The following is a 22,193-nucleotide window of genomic DNA, read 5'->3' on the forward strand; positions in this document are numbered from 1 at the left end:
CCTCTGTTGATGCGCCGGCCGCTTCAGCGGCCGGTGAAGCGCGGCTTGCGCTTTTCGCGCCAGGCCAGCGCGCCTTCGGCCAGGTCGCGCGAACGCTCGGACTGCAGCACCGCCTCCTCGATGGCGGCCACGTCGATCTCGCCGCGCGCGATCCGGTTGAGCTGGGCTTTGACGCCGAACAGCGGTATCGGCGCCATCTCGGCGATCTGCGCGCTCAGCGCGTCCAGGCGCTGCTGCAGGCGGTCCTCGTCGACCAGCTCGGTCAGAAAGCCGATGCGCAGCATTTCGTCGGCCTGGATGCGCTCGGCGGTCAGGAACAGGCGCTTGGCCTGGTCCAGGCCCAGGCGCGTGACGTAGCGCGACATGCCGCCGGGATAGAAATGCAGGCCCAGCCGCGTGGCCGGCATGAACATATCGGCCTGCGGCGTGCCGATGCGGAAATCGCAGGCCAGGCACAGGTCGGTGCCGCCGCCATACGCCCCGCCCTGCACCGCGGCGATGGTGACGGGCCGGGCCGCTTCGATCAGGTCCATGGTCTGCCCGAAGTACAGCGAGCTGGGCGCGCTGTCCGAGGCCAGGGAAGCAATGTCGTAGCCGCTGCAGAAGTACTTGCCGTCGGACTGGATGCGCAGCACGCGGACGGCGTCGTCGGCGTTCACGGTCGCCAGATGGTCTCTCAGCACCTCCAGGTCGCGCGGGGACAGCCGGTTGGCGTGGCCGGGCCGGCGCAGGCGCAGCGTGGCGACGTGCCCGTCCACCGACAGGCTGGGCGTCTCGCCGGGCGCGTTCATGCCGCCTCCGCCTGGTAGGCCACGCCATCGGCCAGCAGCCTGTCGATTTCGGCGCCGTCCATGCCATAGCGCGCGAACACGTCGCGCGTGTGCTGGCCGAACACGGGCGGCGCGCGGTCGGCGGCGGCCTGCGCGCCGCCCAGCTCCAGCGGCAGGCCCACCTGCCGCAGTTCGCCCAGCACCGGATGCGCCAGCGTGCGCACCAATCCGCAAGCCTGCACCTGCGGGTCCGCGAACACGTCCTCCAGGGTATTGATCGGGCCGGCCGGAATGCCGGCGTCTATCATCAGCGCGGTCCATTCCATGCGCGTCTTGCGCTTGAGCCCGGCCTCCAGCTCCAGCTTCAGCTCATAGCGGTGCTGCATGCGTTCGGCGTTGGTGAGAAAGCGCGGGTCGGACGTCAGGTGGGACAGGTCCAGGATGGCGCAGAGCTTGACCCACATGGCCTGGGTGGCCGGCGCCAGGTTGAGCGGACCGTCGGCGGTCTCGAAAGTGCCGTAGGGCGCGATGACGGGATGCACGTTGCCGCAGGGCTGCGGCACCTCCTCCTTGCTGAGATAACGCTGGCCCTGCACGCTGAGCAGCGCCATCAGCCCCGCCAGTAGCGAGGTTTGGACGTGCTGTCCGCGCCCGGTGGCGGCGCGCTGCGCCACGGCCGACAGGATGCCGATGACCAGCCACATGCCCGCGGTCAGGTCGCCGATGGCGACGCCGACCCGCATCGGGCCGGACTCGGGCGTGCCGGTCAGGCTCATGAAGCCGGAATAGCCCTGCGCCACCTGGTCGAAACCGGCCCAGTCGCGCGCCGGGCCCTTGCTGCCGAAGCCGGAGATCGACGCCATGATCAGGCCGGGATGCTCCTCGGCCAGCGCGTCATAGCCCAGGCCCATCGCGTCCATGGTGCCAACCTTGAAGTTTTCGACCACGATGTCGGAGGCCAGGGCCAGCTTGCGCAGCAGCGCCAGCCCCTCGGGCTTGCGGAAGTCCACGCCTATCCCTTGCTTGCTGCGGTTGGCGCTAAGATAATAAACGCTTATGTCATCATCGAAAGGCCCCCACTGGCGCGCCATCTCGCCCGCCGGCATGGGTTCCACCTTGATGACCTCGGCGCCCAGGTCTCCAAGAATCATTGTGCAGAAAGGCCCGGAAAGCGCCCGGGTCAGATCCAGCACCTTCAGCCCGGTCAATGGCAGACTCATGTCGGTCGTCCTCCTCTGATGTGAGGCCCATTCTAGGCAGCGCCGCAGAGGCATAGAAAATACTATTTTCTGATCCATCCATAAGTTTTTCTTATTCCATGAATCTGCGTCAGCTGAAGTATTTCGTCCGCGTGGTGGAACTGCAGAACATGACGCGGGCCGCCGAAAGCCTGCACGTGGCGCAGCCCGCGCTAAGCCAGCAGATGTCGCTGCTCGAAGAGAACCTGGGCGTGGCGCTGCTGGTGCGCGGCGCCAAGGGCGTGCAGCCCACGGCCGAAGGCCTGCTGCTGTACCGCCACGCGCAGATCATCCTGCGCCAGGTCGACAGCACGCGCAGCCTGCTGTCGCGGACCGCCGACCAGATCACCGGCACGGTCTCGATCGGGCTGGCCTCCAGCACGGCGCGCATGCTGGCCCTGCCGCTGATGCGCCGGGTCAAGGCGGAGCTGCCCTCGGTGGTGCTGGAGATCGTCGACGTGCCCAGCGCCGACCTGACCAAGCTGGTGCTGCAAGGACGCATCGACTTTTCGCTGTCGCCGGACCAGCAGCCCATGCAGGGCCTCCTGCGCACGCCGCTATTGCGCGAACGCCTGTTCCTGCTGGCGCACGCCAGCGTGGCGCTGCCGCGCCGCACCCTGGCCATCGAGGACTTCGCCGCGCTGCCGCTGGTGCTGCCCAGCCTGCCCAACACGCTGCGCGCGCGGCTGGACCACGCCTTCCTGACCGCCGGCCTGACCTGCAACCTGTTCGCCGAGGCCAGCACCTCGGCCATCCTGATCCCCGCCGTGCGCGAGGCGATGGCGGCCACCATCCTGCCCAGCTCGGCCGCGCAGCCCGAGATCGCGGAAGGCTCCATCGTCGCGCACGCGCTCGACCCGGCGCTGTCGCGCGAACTGGTGCTGTGCGCCAGCGCAAGCCTGCCGCCCTCGCCCGCGGTCAACCGGGTCATCGAGCTGTGCCAGGACGAAATAAAACGCCTGATCGAGGATCAGGCGTGGCAGGGCTGCACCTTGCTGCGGTAACGGCTAGCCCAGGTGGTGGGCCAGCGACACGATGATGGGCCCCAGCACCGGCAGCAGCACGTTGGCGATGGCGTAAGTCACGGTGTAGCCCAGGAGCGGCACCGCGCTGCCGCTGGAATTCAGGATGGCGCTGATGGCCGGCGTGCTGACGTGCTGGCCGGCGATGGCCCCCACCAGCAGCGGCCCTTCTATCTTCAGGATCTTGTGGCCCACCCACAGCGACAGGCATGCCGGTCCCAGCGACACCAGGAGACCGATCACGGGCAGCACCGCGCCGTGCTCGCGGATCAGCTTCACCGCCTCCGGCCCGGCCGACAGGCCGACGCAGGCCACGAAGATCGCCAGTCCCAGGTCCTTGAGCAATTGCACCGCGTGGTCCGGCATGTGGCCCAGCGCCGGCCGCTTGGCGTTGATCCAGCCGCAGACCAGGCCGCTGACCAGCGCCCCGCCGCCGCTGCCCAGCGATACCGGAATGCCCCACAGGTTTGCGCTGAGGCTGCCGATCAGCAGGCCCGCGAGTATGCCGAAAGCCAGGAACACCAGATCGGTCACGCCGCTGCGGCGCAGCTCGTTGCCCAGCGCCGCGCCGGCCGCCGACAGTTCGGGTTCGGCGCCCACCAGCGTGATCAGGTCGCCGTACTGCACCACGGTGGACGGCGTGATCGGCAGGGAATGGCCGGAGCGCACGATGGACTGCAGGAACACGCCGCGCGCCCGCTGCGCGCGCGGCCGCCGGGCCAGCTCGCCCACGGTGTGTCCGTTCACCGCCTTCTTGTTGACGATGACCGCCAGTTCGCTGAGCTGCAGGTCGTCGGCATGCGCCTCGGGCAGCTGGATCTCGGGGCCGATCACGCCGCCGGCGCCCAGCACGAAGCGCCGCATGCCCAGCACCACCACGATGTCGCCCACCGCCAGCACGTCCTCGGGCGAGGCGTCCACCGCCGCCCCGTCGCGCAGGATGCGGCTGACGGCGGTGCGCCCGCCCAGCCTGGCCTCCACCTCGGCCACGCTCATGCCGCCGGCGTCCTTGACCACGTGCGCGCGGCCCACCAGCCGCGGCAGCGTGGGCATGTTGGCGTCCTCGCCGTCGCCGGCGGCCACGCCCAGTTTTTCCTCCATCGCCTTGGACGCTTCGCGCAGGTTGATGCGCAGCAGCGCCGGCGCGACCTGGCTGGTGAAGAACACGATGCTGATGAGGCCCACCAGATAGGTCAGCGTGTAGGCGGTGGCGATGTTGGCTTCCATGCGCTGGACCTCGGCGTCGGCCAGGCCCAGGTGCTTGAGCGCCTCGGCGGCCGTGCCGACCACGGCCGATTCGGTGGCCGCGCCGGCCGCCAGCCCGGCCGCCGTGCCGGCGTCCAGGCCGAACAGCGGCACCGCCGCCAGCACGATGGTCAGCACCAGCACGGCCTCGATGAGCGGCAGCGCGATGAAGCGCAGGCTGGAGCGGTTCAGGTTGGCGAAGAACTGCGGACCGCCCGAGTACCCCATGGCGAAGATGAACAGCGCGAACGCGACTTCCTTCAGGTCGCCGCGGATCTGGCAGCCGGTCTGCCCGATCAGCAGGGCGACGATGAGCGTTCCGCACACCCCGCCCAGCTGGATCGGGCCGATCCGGAGCTTGCCGATCAGGTATCCCAAACCCACCGTCACGAACAGCACTGCGATGGGGACGCTATTGAAAAACCCGACGCTGCAAGTCATATGTTCATATCACCCTGGGGTTGCCGTGGCCGCCTATTTGCCGGCGCCCTTCCTGGCCGACTTGGCCGCCGTATCCGCGCGCTGCACCGCCTGCTTGACCGCCTTGCGCGCCACGGCCGCGCCGGCCTTCTTGCCGGCCGCGGCCTTGACCTTCTGGCCCTTGCCCGCGGTCGGACCCGAACGCACCAGCTCGGAGGCCTTCCACGCGTCGACGTATTCGGTCGCGGCCGCCACCATGTGCTTGCCGATCTTGGCGTAGTCGCCGTCGTCGAGGTTGGCCAGGGAGATCCGGATCGACCAGGGCGGGCCGCCGAAACCGCCGCCGTCCATCAGCACCACGCCGGTCTTCTCGGCCAGGCGGAACAGGAAGTCCACCGGCTCGTAATTGTTGACCATGTACTTGCAGAAGCCGTCGCCGTACATCACCTTGGCCCAGACCATGAAGTCCAGTTCCACGTAATACCAGGCGCGCGTCGGATCTTCCGGCGGCATGGGAATGCCCAGGCCCTGCCACAGCGCGTCGCGCCGCTTGCGCACGATTTCCATCGTCAGGTGCTTGTAGGCGTCCTTCAGGTCGAGCAGGTGGGACAGCGCGAAAAAGCCCATCTGGACCTGCTGCGGCAGGGACAGGCCGGCCGTGTGGTTCAGCGCCACGTTGCGGCTGTCGGCGACCATGCGGTCGATGAACTTGAGCTTTTCCGGCTCCATCGTCATGGCGCTGTAGCGCTTGTGCAGGCGCTTTTTCCACGACGCCGGCAGTTCGGCGATGCGGCGGTCCATGATGTTGGTTTCGTGGGTCGCGATCACGCCCAGGCGCCAGCCGGTGCAGCCGAAGTTCTTGGAAAACGAATACACGCAGATCGTGTTGTGCGGCACCTCGGCCATCAGCGAGCGGAAGTTCGGCACGAAGGTGCCGTACACGTCGTCGGTGACCAGCACCAGGTCGGGGTTCTTGCGGATCAGGCGCACGATCTGCTTCATTTCGACCGGGCTGAAGGCCACCGACGGCGGGTTGCTGGGATTGACCGTGACCGCCAGCTTGATCTTGGGGTTCTCCAGCTTGGCGATTTCCTCGGGCGGGTAATGCCAGTCATGCGTGCCGTCGGCCCGCATGCTGCTGGCGTTGATGGGCACGATCTTGAACTGGAAGCGCTCCAGGTGCGCGATTTCGATATAGGGCGTGAACGTGGGCAGGAACAGCGCGATGGTGTCGCCCTGCTTGAGCAGCCCGTTCTGCAGCAGCGAATCGAAGATATAGCACATCGCCGCCGTGCCGCCCTCGACCGGGAACAGGTCGAACTTGCCCTTGGGCGGGCGGCCGTCGCACATTTCCTTGATCAGGTAGTCGTGCACGATCTGCTCGATGTGCACCAGCGCGCGCGGCGGCACCGGGTAGTGGTCGCCGATGATGCTGTCGGTGAGCTCGTGGACCCATTCGTCCGCATCGAAGCCCTTGACCTTCACGCCGTATTCCAGCACGCCCGCCAGGAAGTCGCGGCCGTCCTCGCCCTTGTGCTTGGACAGGAACTTGCGCAGCCGGCCGGCGCAGCCCTGCTTGTCCGGCATGCCCGCCAGGATGCCTTCGTCGCGCACCCGGCGCGCCTCTTTCATCGCGAACCGGCCCAGCAGGAAGAAGGCGTCGCGCGGCTCGGTGGCGATCCAGTTCGGATTGCCGCGGCCGGCGTTCAGCATGGTCGCCGCCGACAGCTGCTGGCTGTCCTTGGCCAGCGTGATCAGGTAGTCCTTCAGTTCGAACGGCGAAAGCTGTTCGAGGTCGCGCTGGTGCGAGCGGGTGGTTTTCAGTGCCGAGGCCAGACTGACGGTGAGAGGCGCGGTGGAAGCCATGGTTCAGTACTCCTGGTTTGCGTGGTGACGGGCGTTGGCTGCGTGGCGGGCCGTTGCGCCCGCCAGCCTTGGGCAGCGGTCCGCGGGCCTGGCGGCCCGCGGACGAGCCGCTAGGTCATGAGCATGACGATGACGATCCCCCAGATGATCAGCAGCGTGTTGCCGATCGCGTAGGGCACCGTATAGCCGAGGGCGGGCACCTGGCTCTTGGCCGTTTCGGTGATCTGCCCGATAGCAGCCGTCGTGGTCCGGGCGCCGGCGCAGACGCCCAGCGCGATGGCCGGGTGGAACTTGAAGATGTAGCGGGCAATGAGCACGCCCAGGATCATGGGCACGCTGGTGGCGATCACGCCGGCGACGAAGAGCTTGGCGCCCAGTTGCTGGAAGCCCAGGACGAAGCCCGGTCCGGACGAGATGCCGACCACCGCCACGAAGGTCGTCAACCCCACGGAGGTAAGGAACCAGTGCACCGGTTCCGGCACCCGGCCGAAGGTCGGATGCACCGAGCGCAGGTAGCCGAAGACCAGGCCGGCGATCAGCGAGCCGCCGGAAGTCGACAGCGTGATGGGTATCCCCTTGACGGTCAGCACCAGCGAGCCGAACAGGCCGCCCAGCAGAATGCCGAAGCCCACGAACACCATGTCGGTCTGGTCGGTGGCGCGATCGACGTAGCCGACCTTGCCGACCACGCGTTCGACGTCGCGCTTGGCGCCCAGCAGGAACAGCCGGTCGCCGCGGTCCAGCTTCAGGCCCCAGTTGACCGGCATCTCGTGGCCGCCGCGCACCACCTTGCGCAGGAACACGCCGCGTCCCAGTTCGCGCACGGCGTCGTGCTCGGCGATTTCCTGCACCGTCTTGCCGGCCAGGTTCTTGTTGGTCAGCACCACCTCGACGATCTCGGCGGGCAGGTTGATCACGTCCCGGTCCTCGACCTCGCCGCCGATGATGCCCGGCGCCTGCTGCACCAGCGCATCATGCCTGCCGGTCACGCCGAGCACGTCGCCGGCCTGCAGCACGGTCTTGGAATCGCAATCCAGGATCTGGTCGCCGCGGCGGATGCGCTCGACGAAGACGCGCGCATCGACGAAGCGCGACTCCAGCTCGCCCACCGTCTTGCCCACGCAATCCTCGCGCTCCAGCCTGTAGGCGCGCGCCGTGAACTTGCGGTAGCCCGACAGCTCCATGGAATCGGCGCCGCCGGACATCTTGGCCTCGTACTCCTTGCATTCTTTCACGATGTCCACGCGCATCAGCTTGGGGCCCAGCGAGGCCAGTATCCAGGCGCTGCCCACGGTGCCGAAGATGTAGCAGACCGCGTAGGCCACGGGGATGCTGTCGATCCATTGCTTCTTGGTCGCGGCGTCCACGTTCAGGCCGTTGATGGTGTCGGTGGCCACGCCCATGACCGCCGAGATCGTCTGCGCGCCCGACAGCAGGCCCGCGCCGGTGCCGGCGTCAAAACCGAAAGCCACCGCGGTGCCCCAGGTGACCAGCAGGCACACGACGCAAATGACGACCGCGAATATGACCTGGGGCAGGCCATCGCTTTTCATGCCGCGGAAGAATTGCGGGCCGACGCCATAGCCCAGCCCGAAAAGAAAAAGCAGGAAGAAAACCTGCTTGACGATGGGAGCGATAGTGATATCGAGCTGCCCGACCAGCACGCCCACCAGCAGCGTTCCGGTGACCGCGCCGAGATTAAACCCGAATATCTTCTTGGCGCCTATCCAGTAACCCAGGCCCAAGGTCAGGAATATCGCGAGCTCCGGATATTTCCGCAAAGTGTCAAAAAACCATTCCATCCCGAATCTCCTTCGTTCTGTACAGGCCAAGCACTTGCGCGAATCTTGCTGCGCGTCGGAAACATTATCAGAATCTTGCAATAAAGCAAAAGATTTATAGCGTTCCGATTAAATAGCGGTGAACGGGTGTCTCCAAAAACAGAAAACCCACCGGCGCGCACGCCGGCGGGTTTTGGATAACGCGGGATTAAACCGGATTCAAACCGGATGCACACCGGTTTCAAACCCGGATCTAAACCATTACAGCGCGCTGGTCAGTTCGGGCACGACCTGGAACAGGTCGCCGACCAGGCCGTAATCGGCCACGCCGAAAATCGGCGCTTCCGGGTCCTTGTTGATGGCCACGATGACCTTGGAGTCCTTCATGCCGGCCAGGTGCTGAATGGCGCCCGAGATGCCCACCGCCACGTACAGCTGCGGGGCCACGATCTTGCCGGTCTGGCCGACCTGCCAGTCGTTGGGCGCATAGCCGGCGTCGACCGCCGCGCGCGACGCGCCCAGCGCCGCGCCCAGCTTGTCGGCCAGCGGGTCCAGTATCTTGAAGTTCTCGGCGCTGCCCAGGCCGCGGCCGCCCGACACCACCACGCGCGCGCCAGCCAGTTCCGGACGGTCGCTCTTGGCCACTTCGCGGCCCACGAAGCTCGACAGGCCCGAATCGGCCACCGCCGCCACCTCTTCGATCGCGGCCGAACCGCCTTGCGCGGCGACGGCGTCAAAGCCGGTCGTGCGCACCGTGATCACCTTGACCGCGTCGCCCGACTGCACCGTGGCGATCGCGTTGCCCGCGTAGATCGGGCGCTGGAACGTATCGGCCGATTCCACGCCGATGATGTCGGAGATCTGCGCCACGTCCAGCTTGGCCGCCACGCGCGGAGCCACGTTCTTGCCCGAGGCCGTCGCCGGGAACAGGATGTGGCTGTAGCCCGAGGCCACCGCCAGCACCTGCGCGGCCAGGTTCTCGGCCAGCCCGTCGGCCAGCTGCGCGGCGTCGGCCAGCAGCACCTTGGACACGCCGGCGGCGGCAGCGGCCTGCTCGGCCACGGCGCGCGCGTTGGCGCCGGCCACCAGCACATGCACGTCGCCGCCGATCTTGGCGGCCGCGGCGATGGTGTTCAGGGTTGCGCCCTTCAGCTGGGCGTTATCGTGTTCTGCAATAACCAGCGTCGTCATGTTCAAACCACCTTCGCTTCGTTCTTGAGTTTGTCCACCAGGGCCGCAACGTCGGCCACCTTGATGCCGGCCTTGCGCGCGGGCGGCTCGCTGACCTTCAGCGTCTTCAACCGCGGCGCCGGGTCCACGCCCAGCTCTTCAGGCGTGACCGTGTCCAGCTGCTTCTTCTTGGCCTTCATGATGTTGGGCAGCGTCACGTAACGCGGCTCGTTCAGGCGCAGGTCCGTCGTGATGATGGCCGGCAGCTTCAGCGTCACCGTCTCCAGCCCGCCGTCGACTTCGCGCGTCACCGTCGCCTTGCCGTCGGCCAGCTCCACCTTGCTGGCGAACGTGGCCTGCGGCCAGTCCAGCAGCGCGGCCAGCATCTGGCCAGTCTGGTTGGCGTCGTCGTCGATGGCCTGCTTGCCCAGGATCACCAGCTGCGGCTGCTCCTTGTCGACCAGCGCGCGCAGCAGCTTGGCCACCGCCAGCGGCTGCAGCTCCGCGTCGGTCTGCACCAGCACGCCGCGGTCGGCGCCGATGGCCATGGCCGTGCGCAGCGTCTCCTGGCATTGCGCAACGCCGCAAGACACCGCCACCACCTCGGCCGCCGCGCCCTTTTCCTTCAGGCGCGTCGCTTCCTCGACGGCGATCTCATCGAACGGATTCATGGACATCTTCACGTTGGCGATGTCCACGCCGGTTTGATCAGACTTGACGCGCACCTTGACGTTGTAGTCAACCACGCGCTTGACAGGTACCAATACCTTCATCCCGCTGTCTCCAAAATGAAAATGAAATACTTGCCCCGGCTTGCGCCGGGATTGCAGTGCACAATTTTTTCCTGATTCTACAGCTTAGCCAGGGCTCGTATGTGCGCGACGACGCTGCGCCCCAAAGCTGACAAGTTGTAACCGCCTTCCAGCGTGCTGACGATCCGCCCCTGGCAGTGGCGCTCGGCCACTTCGACCAGCCTGTCGGTGATCCACGCGTAGTCGGCTTCGACCAGGCCCATCTGGCCCATGTCGTCCTCGCGGTGCGCATCGAAGCCGGCCGACACCAGGATCAGTTCGGGCCGGTGCGCCTCCAGCCTGGGCAGCCAGGAGTCGCTGACGATGGCCCGCACGGCGGCGCCCGCCGTGTACGCGGGCACGGGCACGTTCAGCATGTTCGCGGCCGGGTGTTCCGCGCCGCTGTTCGGAAAGAACGGATGCTGGAAGAAACTGCACATCAGGACGCGCTCGTCGCCGGCAAAGACTTCTTCGGTGCCGTTGCCGTGGTGGACGTCGAAATCGACGATGGCCACGCGCGCCAGGCCGTGGAATTCCAGCGCATGCTGCGCCGCAATGGCGACGTTGTTGAGAAAGCAGAATCCCATGGCCTGCGAACGGCAGGCATGGTGGCCGGGCGGCCTGACCGCGCAGAACGCCGTGCGGGCTTCGCCGCCCATCACCGCATCCACCGCCGCCACCCCGGCGCCCGCGGCGTAAAGCGCGGCCTCGTAGGTGTGCGGATTCATCAGCGTGTCGGGATCTATCGGGAAATACCCTTGTTCGGGCGTGTTTTCGCGCAGACTGTTCAGGTACTGGACGGTATGCACGCGCAGCACGTCGTGACGCGACGCCTGCGGGGCCTGGCGGTCGTCCAGATAAGGCATCAATCCGCTCGCAAGCAGCTGGTCGGAAATGGCGTCCAGCCTCTGCGGGCTTTCGGGATGCCAACTGCCCATTTCATGCAAGCGGCATGCCGGGTGGGTAAGATACATGGTCTCCATAAGGAAGATTATGTTCATCTGTCGGCGAATACTGCAACTCGGAACCCTTTGCGCCTTGCTGGCGGGCTGTACCACCACCGCCCCCACCGCTACCGCCCCGGCCTCGCCATCCGCCGCGGCCTCGTCCTCTCCCGCTCCCATCCGCATCGGACCCAGTGCGCCGACTCCAGGCTCCGGACTGGCCGACGACGGCCCCGCCGCCCTCGGCGCCAACGGCGCGCTGCGCCCGGAAGTCCGTTCATTCGTGGAAAGCCTGGCCGCCGAGCGCCAGCTGCCGCTGGCGCCCATGGTCGCCGCGCTGGAGGGCTCGCGCTATAACGCCACGGTGGCGCGCCTGATTGCGCCGTCGCCCCCGGGCAAGAAAATCTGGCGCAGCTGGCTGACGTACCGCTCGCGCTTCGTGGAACCCAAGCGCATCGGCTGGGGCGTGGACTTCTATAACGAAAACCGCGACCTGCTCAACCAGGCCGCGCAGCGCTTCGGCGTACCTGCGCCCATCATCGCATCCATCATCGGCGTGGAAACGCTGTACGGGCGCAATATGGGCAATTTCCGCGTGCTGGACGCCCTGACCACGCTGGCTTTCGATTATCCCGATCCGGCCAAGCCCGAACGCGCCACCATGTTCCGCGGGCAGCTGGCCGACTTCCTCACGCTGGCCATGCAGGACAAGCTCGATCTGGAAACCCGCGGCTCGTACGCGGGCGCCATCGGCATGCCGCAGTTCATGCCCACCAGCGTGATGCATTACGCCGTGGACGGCGACGACAACGGCCATATCGACCTGAGCAACAACACCCGCGACGCGATCATGTCGGTGGGCAGCTTCCTGTCCCAGCACGGCTGGCAGCGCGGCCTGCCGGTGTTCGCTCCCGTGATCCTGCCGGTCGATCCCGCGCCGCTGGTCGACGGCGGCCTCGAACCCAAGCAAAGCTGGAACTCGCTGACCGCCGCCGGCGCGCGCCTGCGCCCCGGCGCCTCCGCCGACGGCTGGACCAGCCAGCCGCTGGGCGTCGTCGACCTGGTGGAAGAAGCCCGCGGCACCGCGCAGTACCGCGTGGGCACGCCCAACTTCTTCGCGCTGACCAAGTACAACCGCAGCTATTTCTACGCCACCTCGGTGGCCGACCTGGCCGACGAGATCGAGGCGCGCGTGGGGCGGTGATGAGGGGGCTTTGTGGTGGCCGTAGGATGGGTGGAGCGCGAGAGTCCTTGAGCAAGAACTCAAATATCCAGCGCGCGTAACCCATCTGGCGGCGAGCCAAAATGCCGGCTTGGGCCGGCTGATGGGTTACGCGCGTTGGGCGGTGGGGTTCTGGGTCAGGGCGTCTCGCGCTGCACCCATCCTACGCCGTCCACGCCATCCACCATCTACACCATCAACGGTCAGTTGAAAACGCCGGTGGACAGGTAGCGGTCGCCGCGGTCGCAGACGATGAACACGATGGTGGCGTCGTTGACGCGCTCGGCCACGCGCAGCGCGGCGACCAGGGCGCCGGCCGACGAGATGCCGCCGAAGATGCCTTCTTCGGCGGCCAGGCGGCGGGCCATGACCTCGGCTTCCGTTTGCGCGATGGATTCGTAGGCGTCCACCCGGCTGCGATCGAAGATCTTCGGCAGGTAGGCCTCGGGCCATTTGCGGATACCGGGAATGGACGAGCCTTCGGCCGGCTGGGCGCCCACGACCTGCACGGCGGGATTGCGCGACTTGAGGTAGGTGGACACGCCCATGATGGTGCCGGTGGTGCCCATGGCGCTGACGAAATGCGTGACCCGGCCTTCGGTCTGGTTCCAGATTTCGGGGCCGGTGGTTTCGATGTGGGCGCGGGGGTTGTCCGGATTGGCGAACTGGTCCAGGACCAGGCCGCGGCCGTCGGCCTGCATTTCGGTGGCCAGGTCGCGGGCGTATTCCATGCCGCCCTTGTCGGCCGGCGTCAGGATCAGCTCTGCGCCATAGGCGGTCATCGCCGCGCGGCGCTCCAACGACAGGTTGTCCGGCATGATGAGGATCATGCGGTAGCCGCGCATGGCGGCCGCCATGGCCAGCGCGATGCCGGTATTGCCGCTGGTGGCTTCGATAAGGGTGTCGCCCGGCTTGATGTCGCCGCGCTCTTCCGCGTGCTTGATCATGGACAGCGCGGGACGGTCCTTGACGGAACCGGCGGGGTTGTTGCCTTCCAGCTTGGCCAGGATGACGTTGCCCCGCGCGGCGCCCGCGGCTCCGGGGATGCGCTGCAGGCGCACCAGCGGCGTGTTGCCGACGGTTTGCTCGATAGTGGGATAGGTAGTAGTCATGCGGATGATGATAACTCCGCCCGGCGGCGCGCGGCGGCTAAATCCGCGCTGCCGCCAGGGCCACCGGCGCGGACGCCGGCGTCAGGGTTTGGCGCGGGCCGGCGCCGGCCTTGCGGCGGCGGGCTTCGGCGCCGCGGCCGCCTTGCCCACCTGCAGGCCCGCGGCCTCCAGGGCCTGCGCCTTTTTCGCGCCGATGCCGCGCACGCGTTCGGCCAGGTCGTCGAGCGATTCGAACTTGCCGCCGCGCTCGCGTTCCTGGACGATGATTTCGGCGGTGCGCGGGCCGATGCCGCGCACGCCTTCGAGCTGCTGCACGCTGGCCTGGTTCACGTCCACCGCCTGCGCCGGCGAGGCCGCCAGGCCCAGCCCCGCGGTCAGCAGCAGCGCGCCCAGCGCCTGCCGCAACGGGCGCGGCTGCGCGGCGCACGGCTGGCCGCCGGCCTGGCGCTGGCGCCCGGGCCGGGCGGCGCTGCGCCATTGCGTGGACGGCGACGGCCGCGCCGTGACGGAATGTAGGAACGGGTTCATGCGAGTCTCCTGAAGGACCGGGCGCGACGGTTGTCGAGCCACGCAGCGATCATGCCGCGCGGCCCGTCGCCAGGAGTTCGCCGTGAATGAAAACATCCACCCCGGAAACCCGCGGGTGGATGTGGTCTGCGTGGGGCGATGCCCCGCGCGCGGGCGCTAGCGCGTCAGGTTGCGCCAGTACCGCACGTACTCCGACACGCCGGTGCGCACGTCGCGCATGGGCGCCTGGAAACCGGCCGCGCGCAGGCGCGAGACGTCGGCCTGGGTGTAGCTCTGGTAGCGGCCCTTGAGGTCGTCGGGGAACGGGATGTAGCGGATCAGGCCCTGCTCGACCAGCTGCGCCAGCGGCAGTTCGGCCTCGCCGCGTTCGGCGCGCAGCGCGTTGACCACGCCGGCGGCCACGTCGTTGAACGGTTGCGCCCGGCCGGTGCCGCAGTTGAAGATGCCCGACTGCTCCGGATGGTCCAGGAAGTGCAGGTTCACCGCCACCACGTCCTCGACGGAAATGAAGTCGCGGCTCTGGCCGCCGTCGGGGTAGCCGTCCCAGCCCGCGAACAGGCGCACGTGGCCGTGTTCCAGGAACTGGTTCATGTTGTGGAAGGCCACCGAGGCCATGCGGCCCTTGTGCTGCTCGTGCGGGCCGTAGACGTTGAAGTAGCGCAGGCCCACCACCTGGGCCGTCAGGCTGTCCATGCGCCGGCGCAGGACCTGGTCGAACAGCAGCTTGGAATAGCCGTAGACGTTCAGCGGGCCTTCGTTGGCGGGGTCTTCCACGTAGACCGAAGAGCCGCCATAGACCGCGGCCGACGAGGCGTACAGGAAGGGAATGCGGCGCGCCTGGCAGAACTCGAACAGTTCCAGCGTGACGCGGTAGTTGTTGTCCAGCATGTAGCGGCCATTGCGCTCGGTGGTGTCCGAGCAGGCGCCCTGGTGCAGGACCGCGCGGACCTCGCCGATGCTGCCGTCGGCCACGCGGCGGCGGAAGTCGTCCTTGTCCAGGTAGTCGGCGATCTTGCAGTCGACCAGGTTGACGAACTTGTCGCCTTCGGTGAGGTCGTCGACGGCGATGATGTCTTCGATGCCGCGGCGGTTGAGCCCGCGCACCAGGTTGCTGCCTATGAAGCCCGCGGCTCCGGTAACGACGATCATGAGGATTCTCCAGCCAGTTCGGCGGCGGTGACGACGGACGTGCCCAGCTTGCCCACGGCGATGCCGCCGGCGCGGTTGGCCCAGCCCATGGCATCGGCCCACGGCAGGCCGATGGCGCGCGACACGGCCAGCGTGGCCAGCACGGTGTCGCCCGCGCCGGACACGTCGAACACCTCGTGCGCCTGCGCGTCGATGTGGTCGCGTCCCGCATCGGTAAACAAAGTCATGCCCTGCTCGGAGCGCGTCACGAGCAGGGCTTCCAGATCCAGATCGGCGCGCAGCCGCTGCGCGCGATCGGTGAGTTCGGCCTCGGAATTCCAGCGGCCCACGGCCTGCTGCATTTCCGAGCGGTTGGGCGTGACCAGGGTGGCGCCGCGATAGCGGCTGTAGTCGTCGCCCTTGGGGTCCACCAGCACCGGGATGCCCGCGGCCCGCGCCAGCGCGATGAGCGACTCGACCCGGGTGAGCACGCCCTTGGCGTAGTCGGACAGCACGATGATGTCGTGGTTGGCCAGGTGCCGGGCCAGCGCGGCGTCCACGCTGTCGAGCGCGGCCTGTTCGGGGTGCTGTTCGAAGTCCACCCGCAGCAGCTGCTGCTGGCGGCCCAGCACGCGCATCTTCAAGGTGGTGTGCAGCGACGGGTCGGCGATCAGGTCGGCCTGGATGCCGGCCTCGGTCGACAGGCGGCGCACGCTGTCGCCAGCTTCGTCGGCGCCCAGCACGCCCACCAGGGTCACGTGGCCGCCCAGCGCCGCGACGTTGCGCGCGACGTTGGCGGCGCCGCCCAGGCGGTCTTCGCGGCGCGCCACGCGCACCACCGGCACCGGCGCTTCCGGCGAGATGCGTTCGACCTCGCCGAACCAGTACCGGTCCAGCATCACGTCGCCCACCACGAGCACGCGGCTGTGCGAGATGGCTTCGGCGGGAAAAGATTTCATTCGAGTTCTTCCAGGCGGCGCGGCGCGTAGGTCTCCCAGGCGTTGCAGCCGGGACATTGCCAGTAAAAACGACGCGCCTGAAAACCGCAACTGCGGCATGCGTAGCGGTCGAGCCGCTGCGTATGCTTGTGGATCAGGCTGCGCAGCAGCGTCAGGTCGGCGCCCGGCACCGGGCCGTGGTCGGCGTCGCCCTCGCCATTGGCCAGTTCGGCCTCGAGCAGGCGGTCCAGGCCCAGCAGGGACGGATGGCTGCGCAGCGCGCCGCGCGCGAACGTCCAGGCCGGCGCGGCCCCCTGCTGCACGCGCAGCTCGCGGAACAGTACGTTGAACAGGTCCAGCGAGGCATGGCGCGCGTACTGCTTGAGCAGCACGTCCAGCCCGGCCTGTTCCTGGTGGGCGGCGCGGTAGTTGGCCAGCACCTGCTCGGCGACCAGGCCCGCGTATTCGGGGGCGTCGTTCATGACCGATTCCAGGTACAGGCGCTCGCGCTTGGGGTCCTGTTCGGTCAGGGCCAGGCGCGCGCGCAGCATCGCGGTGCGCACCATGGCGCCGCGGCTGGAGGCGGCGTCTATGCCCGACAGCGCATGGTCGGCCGCGTCCAGCGCCTTGTGGGCGGCGTCGATGTCGGCCGGCTTGGCCGCCAGCGCGGACTGCGCCTGCTCGCAGTAGTAGTGCACGATCTGCGGCACCGGCTCGTCGACCAGGCCTTGCAGCGTCTTGACGGCCTCGATGGCGCGCGGCCAGTCGTGCTCGGATTCGTAGATGCGGATCAGCGAGCGCAGCGCCGGCAAGGCGTAGCGGGTGTCCTTGAGCAGCTCGAAACCGCTTTCGGCGCGATCCAGCATGCCGGCCTTGAGGAAATCCTGCGCCAGTTCGTGCTGGGCGTGTTCGCGCTCGGCGGCCGGCAGGTCGGAGCGGTTGAGCAGGCTCTGGTGCACGCGGATGGCGCGTTCCATCTCGCCGCGGCGGCGGAACAGGCTGCCCAGCGCGAAGTGCAGCTCGGTGGTTTCGGGGTCGAGCTTGGCGACTTCGACGAAGGCGTCGATGGCGCGGTCCGGCTCTTCATTGAGCAGGAAGTTCAAGCCGCGGAAATAGGAGTCGGGCAGGCTGCGGGTTTCCCGCAGCATTTGCCGGATGTCGAAGCGCGCGGCCAGCCAGCCCAGCGCGAACAGCACCGGCACGAAAATCAACCACCAAGGTTCAAAATCCACTGTTCAGGCCCTTGCGGCAGGTCGGTACGGAAAACGAGATGGGCAACGGCATTACAGCGGCGACATCGGCGCGACGGCTTCGGGCGGCACGGCCGGCGTGGTGCCGTTGACGGCGGCCTGGACGCGGTCGAGCTCGCGGCGCAGACGCATGGCCTCGCGGCGGCGGCGCACGGCGGCGGGCACGGTCAGCAGCAGGCCGAACAAGGCGCCCAGCACGAAAACCACCAGCATCACGACGATGAGCGGGACGTCCTGCACCACGTAGTCGGCGTAGAACTTCACGGCGACCGGATCGGTGTTTTTCAAGGCGAACATCAATACCGCAACGAACACGAGCAATCGCAGGGCCCAGACGAGGTAGCGCATGGCGCATGCTCCTTAGAAATCGAGACTTTCAATTGTAAGCGACGTCTCCCGCCCGCCGCGAGAAAAAACCCGGCCCGCAAAAACAAAGCCCCTTGATTGCTCAAGGGGCCTGGTTCGCGGTCCGATCCGCCCGAAGGCAGCCTTTCAGCCGTGCCGTCAATGCATGGCGTGCAGACTCACCATCGACGGCATCGGTTCACTCGATCCGGAGGATTGAGCGTCCTCATCGTTGCCGCCGGCCAAGTCCACCCGCTCGCGCAATTCCTTGCCCGCCTTGAAGTGCGGCACCTGTTTGCCAGGCACCAGCACCTGTTCGCCGGATTTCGGGTTGCGCCCGATTCGGGGAGACCGCTGCGACAGCGAGAAGCTGCCAAAACCGCGGATCTCAATGCGCTGGCCCGAGGCCAGGGCCTGGGTCATCGCATCGAGCACGGTCTTGACCGCGTAATCGGTGTCGCGGGCGGCCAGCTGAGGATAGCGGGCCGCCAAGGCGGCGATCAGCTCCGACTTGGTCACGAATTAACCGTCGTTGCGCTGTTGGTCCAGCTTGGCCTTCAGCAGCGCGCCGAGGTTGGTGGTGCCGGACGAGGCGCTGGCATCGGACATACGCTGGATCGTTTCGGCGGTCTCGGCGTTGTCGCGGGCCTTGATCGACAGCTGGATCGAACGCGTCTTGCGGTCGATGTTGACGATCATGGCTTCGATGTTTTCGCCGACGCTCAGGACGGTGGTGGCATCTTCGACGCGGCCCGAGGAGATCTCGGAAGCGCGCAGGTAGCCTTCGACGTCCACGGACAGCGTCACGACGGCGCCCTTGGCTTCGACCGACTTGATGGTGCCCGGAACCACGGCGCCCTTGTCGAAAGTGGCGACGAAGTTGTTGAACGGGTCGCCTTCCAGCTGCTTGATGCCCAGCGAGATGCGTTCCTTGTCGGTGTCGATGCCCAGGACCACGGCTTCGATCTCGTCGCCCTTCTTGAAGTTGCGCACGGCTTCTTCGCCAGCTTCCGTCCACGACAGGTCGGACAGGTGGACCAGGCCGTCGATGCCGCCGGGCAGGCCGACGAACACGCCGAAGTCGGTGATCGACTTGATGGCGCCGCGGACCTTGTCACCACGCTTGAAGTTGGTGGCGAACTCTTCCCACGGGTTCTGGCGGCACTGCTTCATGCCCAGCGAAATGCGGCGACGGTCTTCGTCGATTTCCAGGACCATGACTTCGACTTCTTCGCCCAGGGTCACGACCTTGCGCGGATCGACGTTCTTGTTGGTCCAGTCCATTTCGGAGACGTGCACCAGGCCTTCGATGCCGGCTTCGACTTCAACGAACGCGCCGTAGTCGGTCAGGTTGGTGACCTTGCCGAACAGGCGGGTGCCTTGCGGGTAGCGGCGAGCGAGGCCGACCCACGGATCTTCGCCCAGCTGCTTGACGCCCAGCGAGACGCGGCTCTTTTCCTGGTCGAACTTGAGGACCTTGGCTTCGACTTCCTGACCCACTTGCAGGACTTCGGACGGGTGACGCACACGGCGCCAGGCCATGTCGGTGATGTGCAGCAGGCCGTCGATGCCGCCCAGGTCCACGAACGCGCCGTAGTCGGTGATGTTCTTGACCACGCCCTTGACCACGGCACCTTCGTGCAGGGTTTCGAGCAGCTTCTGGCGCTCTTCGCCCATGCTGGCTTCCAGCACCTGGCGACGCGACAGCACGACGTTGTTGCGCTTGCGGTCGAGCTTGATGACCTTGAATTCGAGGGTCTTGCCTTCGTACGGGGTGGTGTCCTTGACCGGGCGCAGATCCACCAGCGAACCCGGCAGGAACGCGCGGATGCCGTTGGTCATGACGGTCAGGCCGCCCTTCACCTTGCCGGTGATGGTGCCGGTGACCAGTTCGCCGTTCTCCAGGGCCTTTTCCAGTTGCAGCCAGGCCGACAGGCGCTTGGCGCGGTCACGCGACAGGATGGTGTCGCCGTAGCCGTTTTCCAGGGAATCGATGGCCACCGAGACGAAATCGCCGGGCTGCACTTCGAGTTCGCCCTGGTCGTTCAGGAACTCTTCCAGGGGGATCAGCGCTTCGGACTTCAGGCCGGCGTTGACGACGACGAAGTTGTGGTCGACGCGCACGACTTCGGCGCTGATGACCTCGCCGGACTTCATGTCCTGGCTCTTGAGGCTTTGTGCGAAAAGGTCGGCGAAGCTTTCGCCGCCGGTGGCGGTAGTGGAAACGGAAGACATGGGGTTGAAATCCATTGGGCCGCAATGGCCGTTAAAAACACACCGCAGCGGATTGCCCGCCACAGTGGAGTCAAAATACCTGCCTGCTGGCTTACCCTTGCGGGGTGGCCCGTGGGGGTGTCGCCTGGCTTGAGCAGGGCCTAAAAAACAAATCTATTCAGATCCGGACGCCGTGGCGCCCCAGAAATCCAGTATTGCCTGCACCGTTTCCGCAATCGTCAGATTCGACGAATCCAGTACGTGTGCATCCGCTGCGGGAGCCAATGGCGCGGCCGCCCGCCCGGTATCCCGTGCGTCGCGCTCGCGCATATCCCGCAAAAGGTCGTCTAGATTAGCAGAAATTCCCTTTTCGATCAACTGCTTACAGCGCCTCTGCGCCCGCGCGACCACGTCGGCGACCAGGAACACTTTCAGCGGCGCGTCGGGAAACACCACCGTGCCCATGTCGCGCCCGTCGGCCACCAGGCCGGGCGCCCGGCGAAAGGCGCGCTGGCGCTCGAGCAGCGCCTGGCGCACGCCGGGGAACGCCGCCACGCGCGAAGCGAAATTGCCGACTTCCTCGCGGCGGATGTCGTGGCCGACCTCCCTGCCCTCCAGGTAGATATGGGGGCCGTCGAAACGCACGTCCAGCGTCTCGGCCGCGCGCGCCACGGCGGGCTCGTCGTCGGCCGACAGGCCGCGCTCGATCGCGGCCAGGGCGGTCAGGCGATACAGCGCGCCGCTGTCCAGCACTTCCCAGCCCAGGGCCTTGGCGACCCGGTGGGCCACGGTGCCCTTGCCGGACGCGGTGGGGCCGTCGATCGTGATGACGGGAACGGCGGTGGAGAGTTCGGAGGAAGTCGAAGTCATGGAGTAATTGTCGCTAGGCCGCAACCAGGCCCGCGTAGACATCAAAGTAACCCGGGAAGGTCTTGCTGACGCAGCCGGGGTCGAGAATACGTACGGCCGCGGGGCCGAACGCCGCCAGCGAGAAGCACATCGCCATGCGGTGGTCGTCCCAGGTGCCGATGTGCGCGTCGCGCCAGCCGTCGGCGGCCGGCGGCGTGACCCGCAGCCAATCCGGCCCCGATTCCACCTGCGCGCCCAGCTTGGCCAGCTCGGTCTGCATGGCGTGGATGCGGTCGGTTTCCTTGACGCGCCAGCTGCCGATGTTGCGCAGCCGGCACGGGCCGTCGGCGTACAGCGCCAGCGCGGCCGCGGTCATGGCGGCGTCGGGGATCAGGTTGAAATCGGTGTCGAAGGCCTTCAGGCGCTCGCCCTGGGCCACGCGCGCGCCAGACACTTCGATCCAGCCGGGGCCGTAGCTGACCTGGGCGCCCATCCCGGCCAGGGTGTCGGCGAACGCGACGTCGCCCTGGATGCTGTCGGCGCCCACGCCGGTCACGCGCAGCGGACCGCCGCCGATCGCGCCCAGCGCCATGAAGTAGGACGCCGTGGACGCGTCGCCCTCGACCGCGATCTGCCCGGGGCTGCGGTAGGACGCGCCGGCCTCGATAACGAAGCGGCTCCAGCCCTCGCGCCGCACCTGCACGCCGAAGCGCGCCATCAGGTTCAGCGTGATTTCGATATAGGGCTTGGAGATCAGCTCGCCGATGACCTCGATCGCCACCGGCTTGCCGCTGGCGCGCGCCTGCAGCGGCGCGGCCATCAGCAGCGCCGTCAGGAACTGGCTGGAGACCGACCCCTGCACCCGCGCCACCGCGTCGCCGGCGATTTCGCCGCGGCCGATGCGCAGCGGCGGATAGCCCGGCTGGCCCAGGTAATCGATGCGCGCGCCCAGCGCGTTCAAGGCGTCGACCAGGTCGCCGATGGGACGCTCGTGCATGCGCGGCACGCCCGAGAGCCGGTAGTCGCCGCCCATCAGCGCCAGCGCCGCGGTCAGCGGACGGATGGCGGTGCCGGCGTTGCCCATGAAAAGGTCGGCGCTTTCGACCGGAAAGCGCGGCACGCCCTGCACCGTGACGCGGCCGGCGTCCAGGTCCGAGACCTGCACGCCCAGCTGGCGCAGGGCGGCCAGCATCACGCGGGTGTCGTCCGAATCCAGCAGCCCGGTGATGGCCGTGCCGCCTTCGGCGATCGCGGCCAGCAGCAGCACGCGGTTGGAAATGCTCTTGGAGCCCGGCAGGGCCACTTCGCCCCGCGCCTGGCGCACCCGGGGCAGATCCAGATAAGGCAAAGCGCCCATGTC

Annotated in this window: 20 protein-coding genes; 2 read left to right on the plus strand and 18 right to left on the minus strand. The window is 67.4% G+C overall.

Features of this window, described 5'->3' with window-relative positions:
- Window positions 1–23: 23 nt before the first annotated feature.
- On the minus strand, window positions 24–791 hold the full coding sequence (locus C1I89_RS23590; protein WP_102774871.1) for an enoyl-CoA hydratase/isomerase family protein: 768 nt from the start codon (window positions 789–791) through the stop codon (window positions 24–26).
- Complete coding sequence (locus C1I89_RS23595) at window positions 788–1,990, minus strand: CaiB/BaiF CoA transferase family protein (protein ID WP_102774872.1); 1,203 nt, start codon at window positions 1,988–1,990, stop codon at window positions 788–790. The genes C1I89_RS23590 and C1I89_RS23595 overlap by 4 nt, the downstream gene beginning before the upstream one ends.
- A gap of 98 nt (window positions 1,991–2,088) precedes the next feature.
- Here C1I89_RS23595 and C1I89_RS23600 point away from each other — a divergent pair, with 98 nt between their 5' ends.
- A complete protein-coding gene (locus tag C1I89_RS23600; protein WP_102774873.1) occupies window positions 2,089–3,012 on the plus strand; it encodes a LysR substrate-binding domain-containing protein in 924 nt (307 codons plus the stop codon).
- Window positions 3,013–3,015: 3 nt separating this feature from the next.
- Here the strand turns inward: C1I89_RS23600 and aspT (C1I89_RS23605) are convergent, their stop codons facing one another.
- From aspT (C1I89_RS23605) to C1I89_RS23630, 6 genes are all read right to left on the minus strand, one after another.
- Window positions 3,016–4,716, minus strand: a complete 1,701-nt coding sequence (gene aspT, locus C1I89_RS23605) for an aspartate-alanine antiporter (RefSeq protein ID WP_102774874.1) — start codon at window positions 4,714–4,716, stop codon at window positions 3,016–3,018.
- Window positions 4,717–4,749: 33 nt separating this feature from the next.
- A complete protein-coding gene (locus tag C1I89_RS23610; protein ID WP_102774875.1) occupies window positions 4,750–6,561 on the minus strand; it encodes a bifunctional aspartate transaminase/aspartate 4-decarboxylase in 1,812 nt (603 codons plus the stop codon).
- A gap of 110 nt (window positions 6,562–6,671) precedes the next feature.
- The gene (aspT, locus tag C1I89_RS23615; RefSeq protein WP_102774876.1) at window positions 6,672–8,363 is read right to left on the minus strand and encodes an aspartate-alanine antiporter; all 1,692 of its coding nucleotides are present in this window, start codon (window positions 8,361–8,363) and stop codon (window positions 6,672–6,674) included.
- Between the two features lie 240 nt (window positions 8,364–8,603).
- Window positions 8,604–9,533 (minus strand): electron transfer flavoprotein subunit alpha/FixB family protein, encoded by a 930-nt coding sequence (locus C1I89_RS23620; protein ID WP_102774877.1) that lies wholly within the window; start codon window positions 9,531–9,533, stop codon window positions 8,604–8,606.
- A gap of 2 nt (window positions 9,534–9,535) precedes the next feature.
- Window positions 9,536–10,285 (minus strand): electron transfer flavoprotein subunit beta/FixA family protein, encoded by a 750-nt coding sequence (locus C1I89_RS23625; RefSeq protein WP_102774878.1) that lies wholly within the window; start codon window positions 10,283–10,285, stop codon window positions 9,536–9,538.
- Between the two features lie 77 nt (window positions 10,286–10,362).
- Entirely contained in the window at window positions 10,363–11,286 is a 924-nt protein-coding gene (locus tag C1I89_RS23630; RefSeq protein WP_181391036.1) for a histone deacetylase family protein, read from the minus strand.
- Between the two features lie 10 nt (window positions 11,287–11,296).
- On the opposite strand from C1I89_RS23630, the gene mltB reads away from it, so the two are divergent.
- On the plus strand, window positions 11,297–12,451 hold the full coding sequence (mltB, locus tag C1I89_RS23635; protein ID WP_102774879.1) for a lytic murein transglycosylase B: 1,155 nt from the start codon (window positions 11,297–11,299) through the stop codon (window positions 12,449–12,451).
- Between the two features lie 221 nt (window positions 12,452–12,672).
- Here mltB and cysM read toward each other — a convergent pair whose 3' ends face one another.
- From cysM to aroA, 10 genes are all read right to left on the minus strand, one after another.
- Window positions 12,673–13,581 carry a cysteine synthase CysM gene (cysM, locus tag C1I89_RS23640; protein ID WP_102774880.1) on the minus strand — a complete coding sequence of 303 codons (909 nt, stop codon included), beginning with the start codon at window positions 13,579–13,581 and terminating at the stop codon, window positions 12,673–12,675.
- 81 nt (window positions 13,582–13,662) lie between these two features.
- Window positions 13,663–14,109, minus strand: coding sequence for a ComEA family DNA-binding protein (locus C1I89_RS23645; RefSeq protein ID WP_102774881.1), 447 nt, complete (start codon window positions 14,107–14,109; stop codon window positions 13,663–13,665).
- 156 nt (window positions 14,110–14,265) lie between these two features.
- Entirely contained in the window at window positions 14,266–15,258 is a 993-nt protein-coding gene (gene rfaD, locus C1I89_RS23650; RefSeq protein WP_102774882.1) for an ADP-glyceromanno-heptose 6-epimerase, read from the minus strand.
- The gene (gene rfaE1 / locus C1I89_RS23655) at window positions 15,255–16,196 is read right to left on the minus strand and encodes a D-glycero-beta-D-manno-heptose-7-phosphate kinase (RefSeq protein WP_102774883.1); all 942 of its coding nucleotides are present in this window, start codon (window positions 16,194–16,196) and stop codon (window positions 15,255–15,257) included. Before rfaE1 ends, rfaD begins: the two co-directional genes overlap by 4 nt.
- Complete coding sequence (lapB, locus tag C1I89_RS23660) at window positions 16,193–17,407, minus strand: lipopolysaccharide assembly protein LapB (RefSeq protein ID WP_102774884.1); 1,215 nt, start codon at window positions 17,405–17,407, stop codon at window positions 16,193–16,195. The genes rfaE1 and lapB overlap by 4 nt, the downstream gene beginning before the upstream one ends.
- 51 nt (window positions 17,408–17,458) lie before the next feature.
- Complete coding sequence (locus C1I89_RS23665) at window positions 17,459–17,773, minus strand: LapA family protein (protein WP_102774885.1); 315 nt, start codon at window positions 17,771–17,773, stop codon at window positions 17,459–17,461.
- Window positions 17,774–17,929: 156 nt separating this feature from the next.
- Window positions 17,930–18,289 carry an integration host factor subunit beta gene (locus tag C1I89_RS23670; RefSeq protein ID WP_013392394.1) on the minus strand — a complete coding sequence of 120 codons (360 nt, stop codon included), beginning with the start codon at window positions 18,287–18,289 and terminating at the stop codon, window positions 17,930–17,932.
- Window positions 18,290–18,292: 3 nt separating this feature from the next.
- A complete protein-coding gene (gene rpsA, locus C1I89_RS23675) occupies window positions 18,293–20,005 on the minus strand; it encodes a 30S ribosomal protein S1 (RefSeq protein WP_168202253.1) in 1,713 nt (570 codons plus the stop codon).
- 153 nt (window positions 20,006–20,158) lie between these two features.
- Window positions 20,159–20,854, minus strand: a complete 696-nt coding sequence (gene cmk / locus C1I89_RS23680; RefSeq protein ID WP_102774887.1) for a (d)CMP kinase — start codon at window positions 20,852–20,854, stop codon at window positions 20,159–20,161.
- A 13-nt stretch (window positions 20,855–20,867) separates the two neighbouring features.
- Complete coding sequence (aroA, locus tag C1I89_RS23685) at window positions 20,868–22,190, minus strand: 3-phosphoshikimate 1-carboxyvinyltransferase (protein ID WP_102774888.1); 1,323 nt, start codon at window positions 22,188–22,190, stop codon at window positions 20,868–20,870.
- Between the last annotated feature and the right edge of the window lie 3 nt (window positions 22,191–22,193).

This window comes from Achromobacter pulmonis (assembly GCF_002885955.2).
GTDB classification, from domain to species: Bacteria; Pseudomonadota; Gammaproteobacteria; order Burkholderiales; family Burkholderiaceae_B; genus Achromobacter; species Achromobacter pulmonis_A.

Coding starts and splice junctions, on each gene's coding strand:
- C1I89_RS23590 (WP_102774871.1), bottom strand. CDS start 791: ATGAACGCGCCCGGCGAGACGCCCAGCCTGTCGGTGGACGGGCACGTC.
- C1I89_RS23595 (WP_102774872.1), bottom strand. CDS start 1,990: ATGAGTCTGCCATTGACCGGGCTGAAGGTGCTGGATCTGACCCGGGCG.
- C1I89_RS23600 (WP_102774873.1), top strand. CDS start 2,089: ATGAATCTGCGTCAGCTGAAGTATTTCGTCCGCGTGGTGGAACTGCAG.
- aspT (WP_102774874.1), bottom strand. CDS start 4,716: ATGACTTGCAGCGTCGGGTTTTTCAATAGCGTCCCCATCGCAGTGCTG.
- C1I89_RS23610 (WP_102774875.1), bottom strand. CDS start 6,561: ATGGCTTCCACCGCGCCTCTCACCGTCAGTCTGGCCTCGGCACTGAAA.
- aspT (WP_102774876.1), bottom strand. CDS start 8,363: ATGGAATGGTTTTTTGACACTTTGCGGAAATATCCGGAGCTCGCGATA.
- C1I89_RS23620 (WP_102774877.1), bottom strand. CDS start 9,533: ATGACGACGCTGGTTATTGCAGAACACGATAACGCCCAGCTGAAGGGC.
- C1I89_RS23625 (WP_102774878.1), bottom strand. CDS start 10,285: ATGAAGGTATTGGTACCTGTCAAGCGCGTGGTTGACTACAACGTCAAG.
- C1I89_RS23630 (WP_181391036.1), bottom strand. CDS start 11,286: ATGGAGACCATGTATCTTACCCACCCGGCATGCCGCTTGCATGAAATG.
- mltB (WP_102774879.1), top strand. CDS start 11,297: ATGTTCATCTGTCGGCGAATACTGCAACTCGGAACCCTTTGCGCCTTG.
- cysM (WP_102774880.1), bottom strand. CDS start 13,581: ATGACTACTACCTATCCCACTATCGAGCAAACCGTCGGCAACACGCCG.
- C1I89_RS23645 (WP_102774881.1), bottom strand. CDS start 14,109: ATGAACCCGTTCCTACATTCCGTCACGGCGCGGCCGTCGCCGTCCACG.
- rfaD (WP_102774882.1), bottom strand. CDS start 15,258: ATGATCGTCGTTACCGGAGCCGCGGGCTTCATAGGCAGCAACCTGGTG.
- rfaE1 (WP_102774883.1), bottom strand. CDS start 16,196: ATGAAATCTTTTCCCGCCGAAGCCATCTCGCACAGCCGCGTGCTCGTG.
- C1I89_RS23665 (WP_102774885.1), bottom strand. CDS start 17,773: ATGCGCTACCTCGTCTGGGCCCTGCGATTGCTCGTGTTCGTTGCGGTA.
- rpsA (WP_168202253.1), bottom strand. CDS start 20,005: ATGTCTTCCGTTTCCACTACCGCCACCGGCGGCGAAAGCTTCGCCGAC.
- cmk (WP_102774887.1), bottom strand. CDS start 20,854: ATGACTTCGACTTCCTCCGAACTCTCCACCGCCGTTCCCGTCATCACG.
- aroA (WP_102774888.1), bottom strand. CDS start 22,190: ATGGGCGCTTTGCCTTATCTGGATCTGCCCCGGGTGCGCCAGGCGCGG.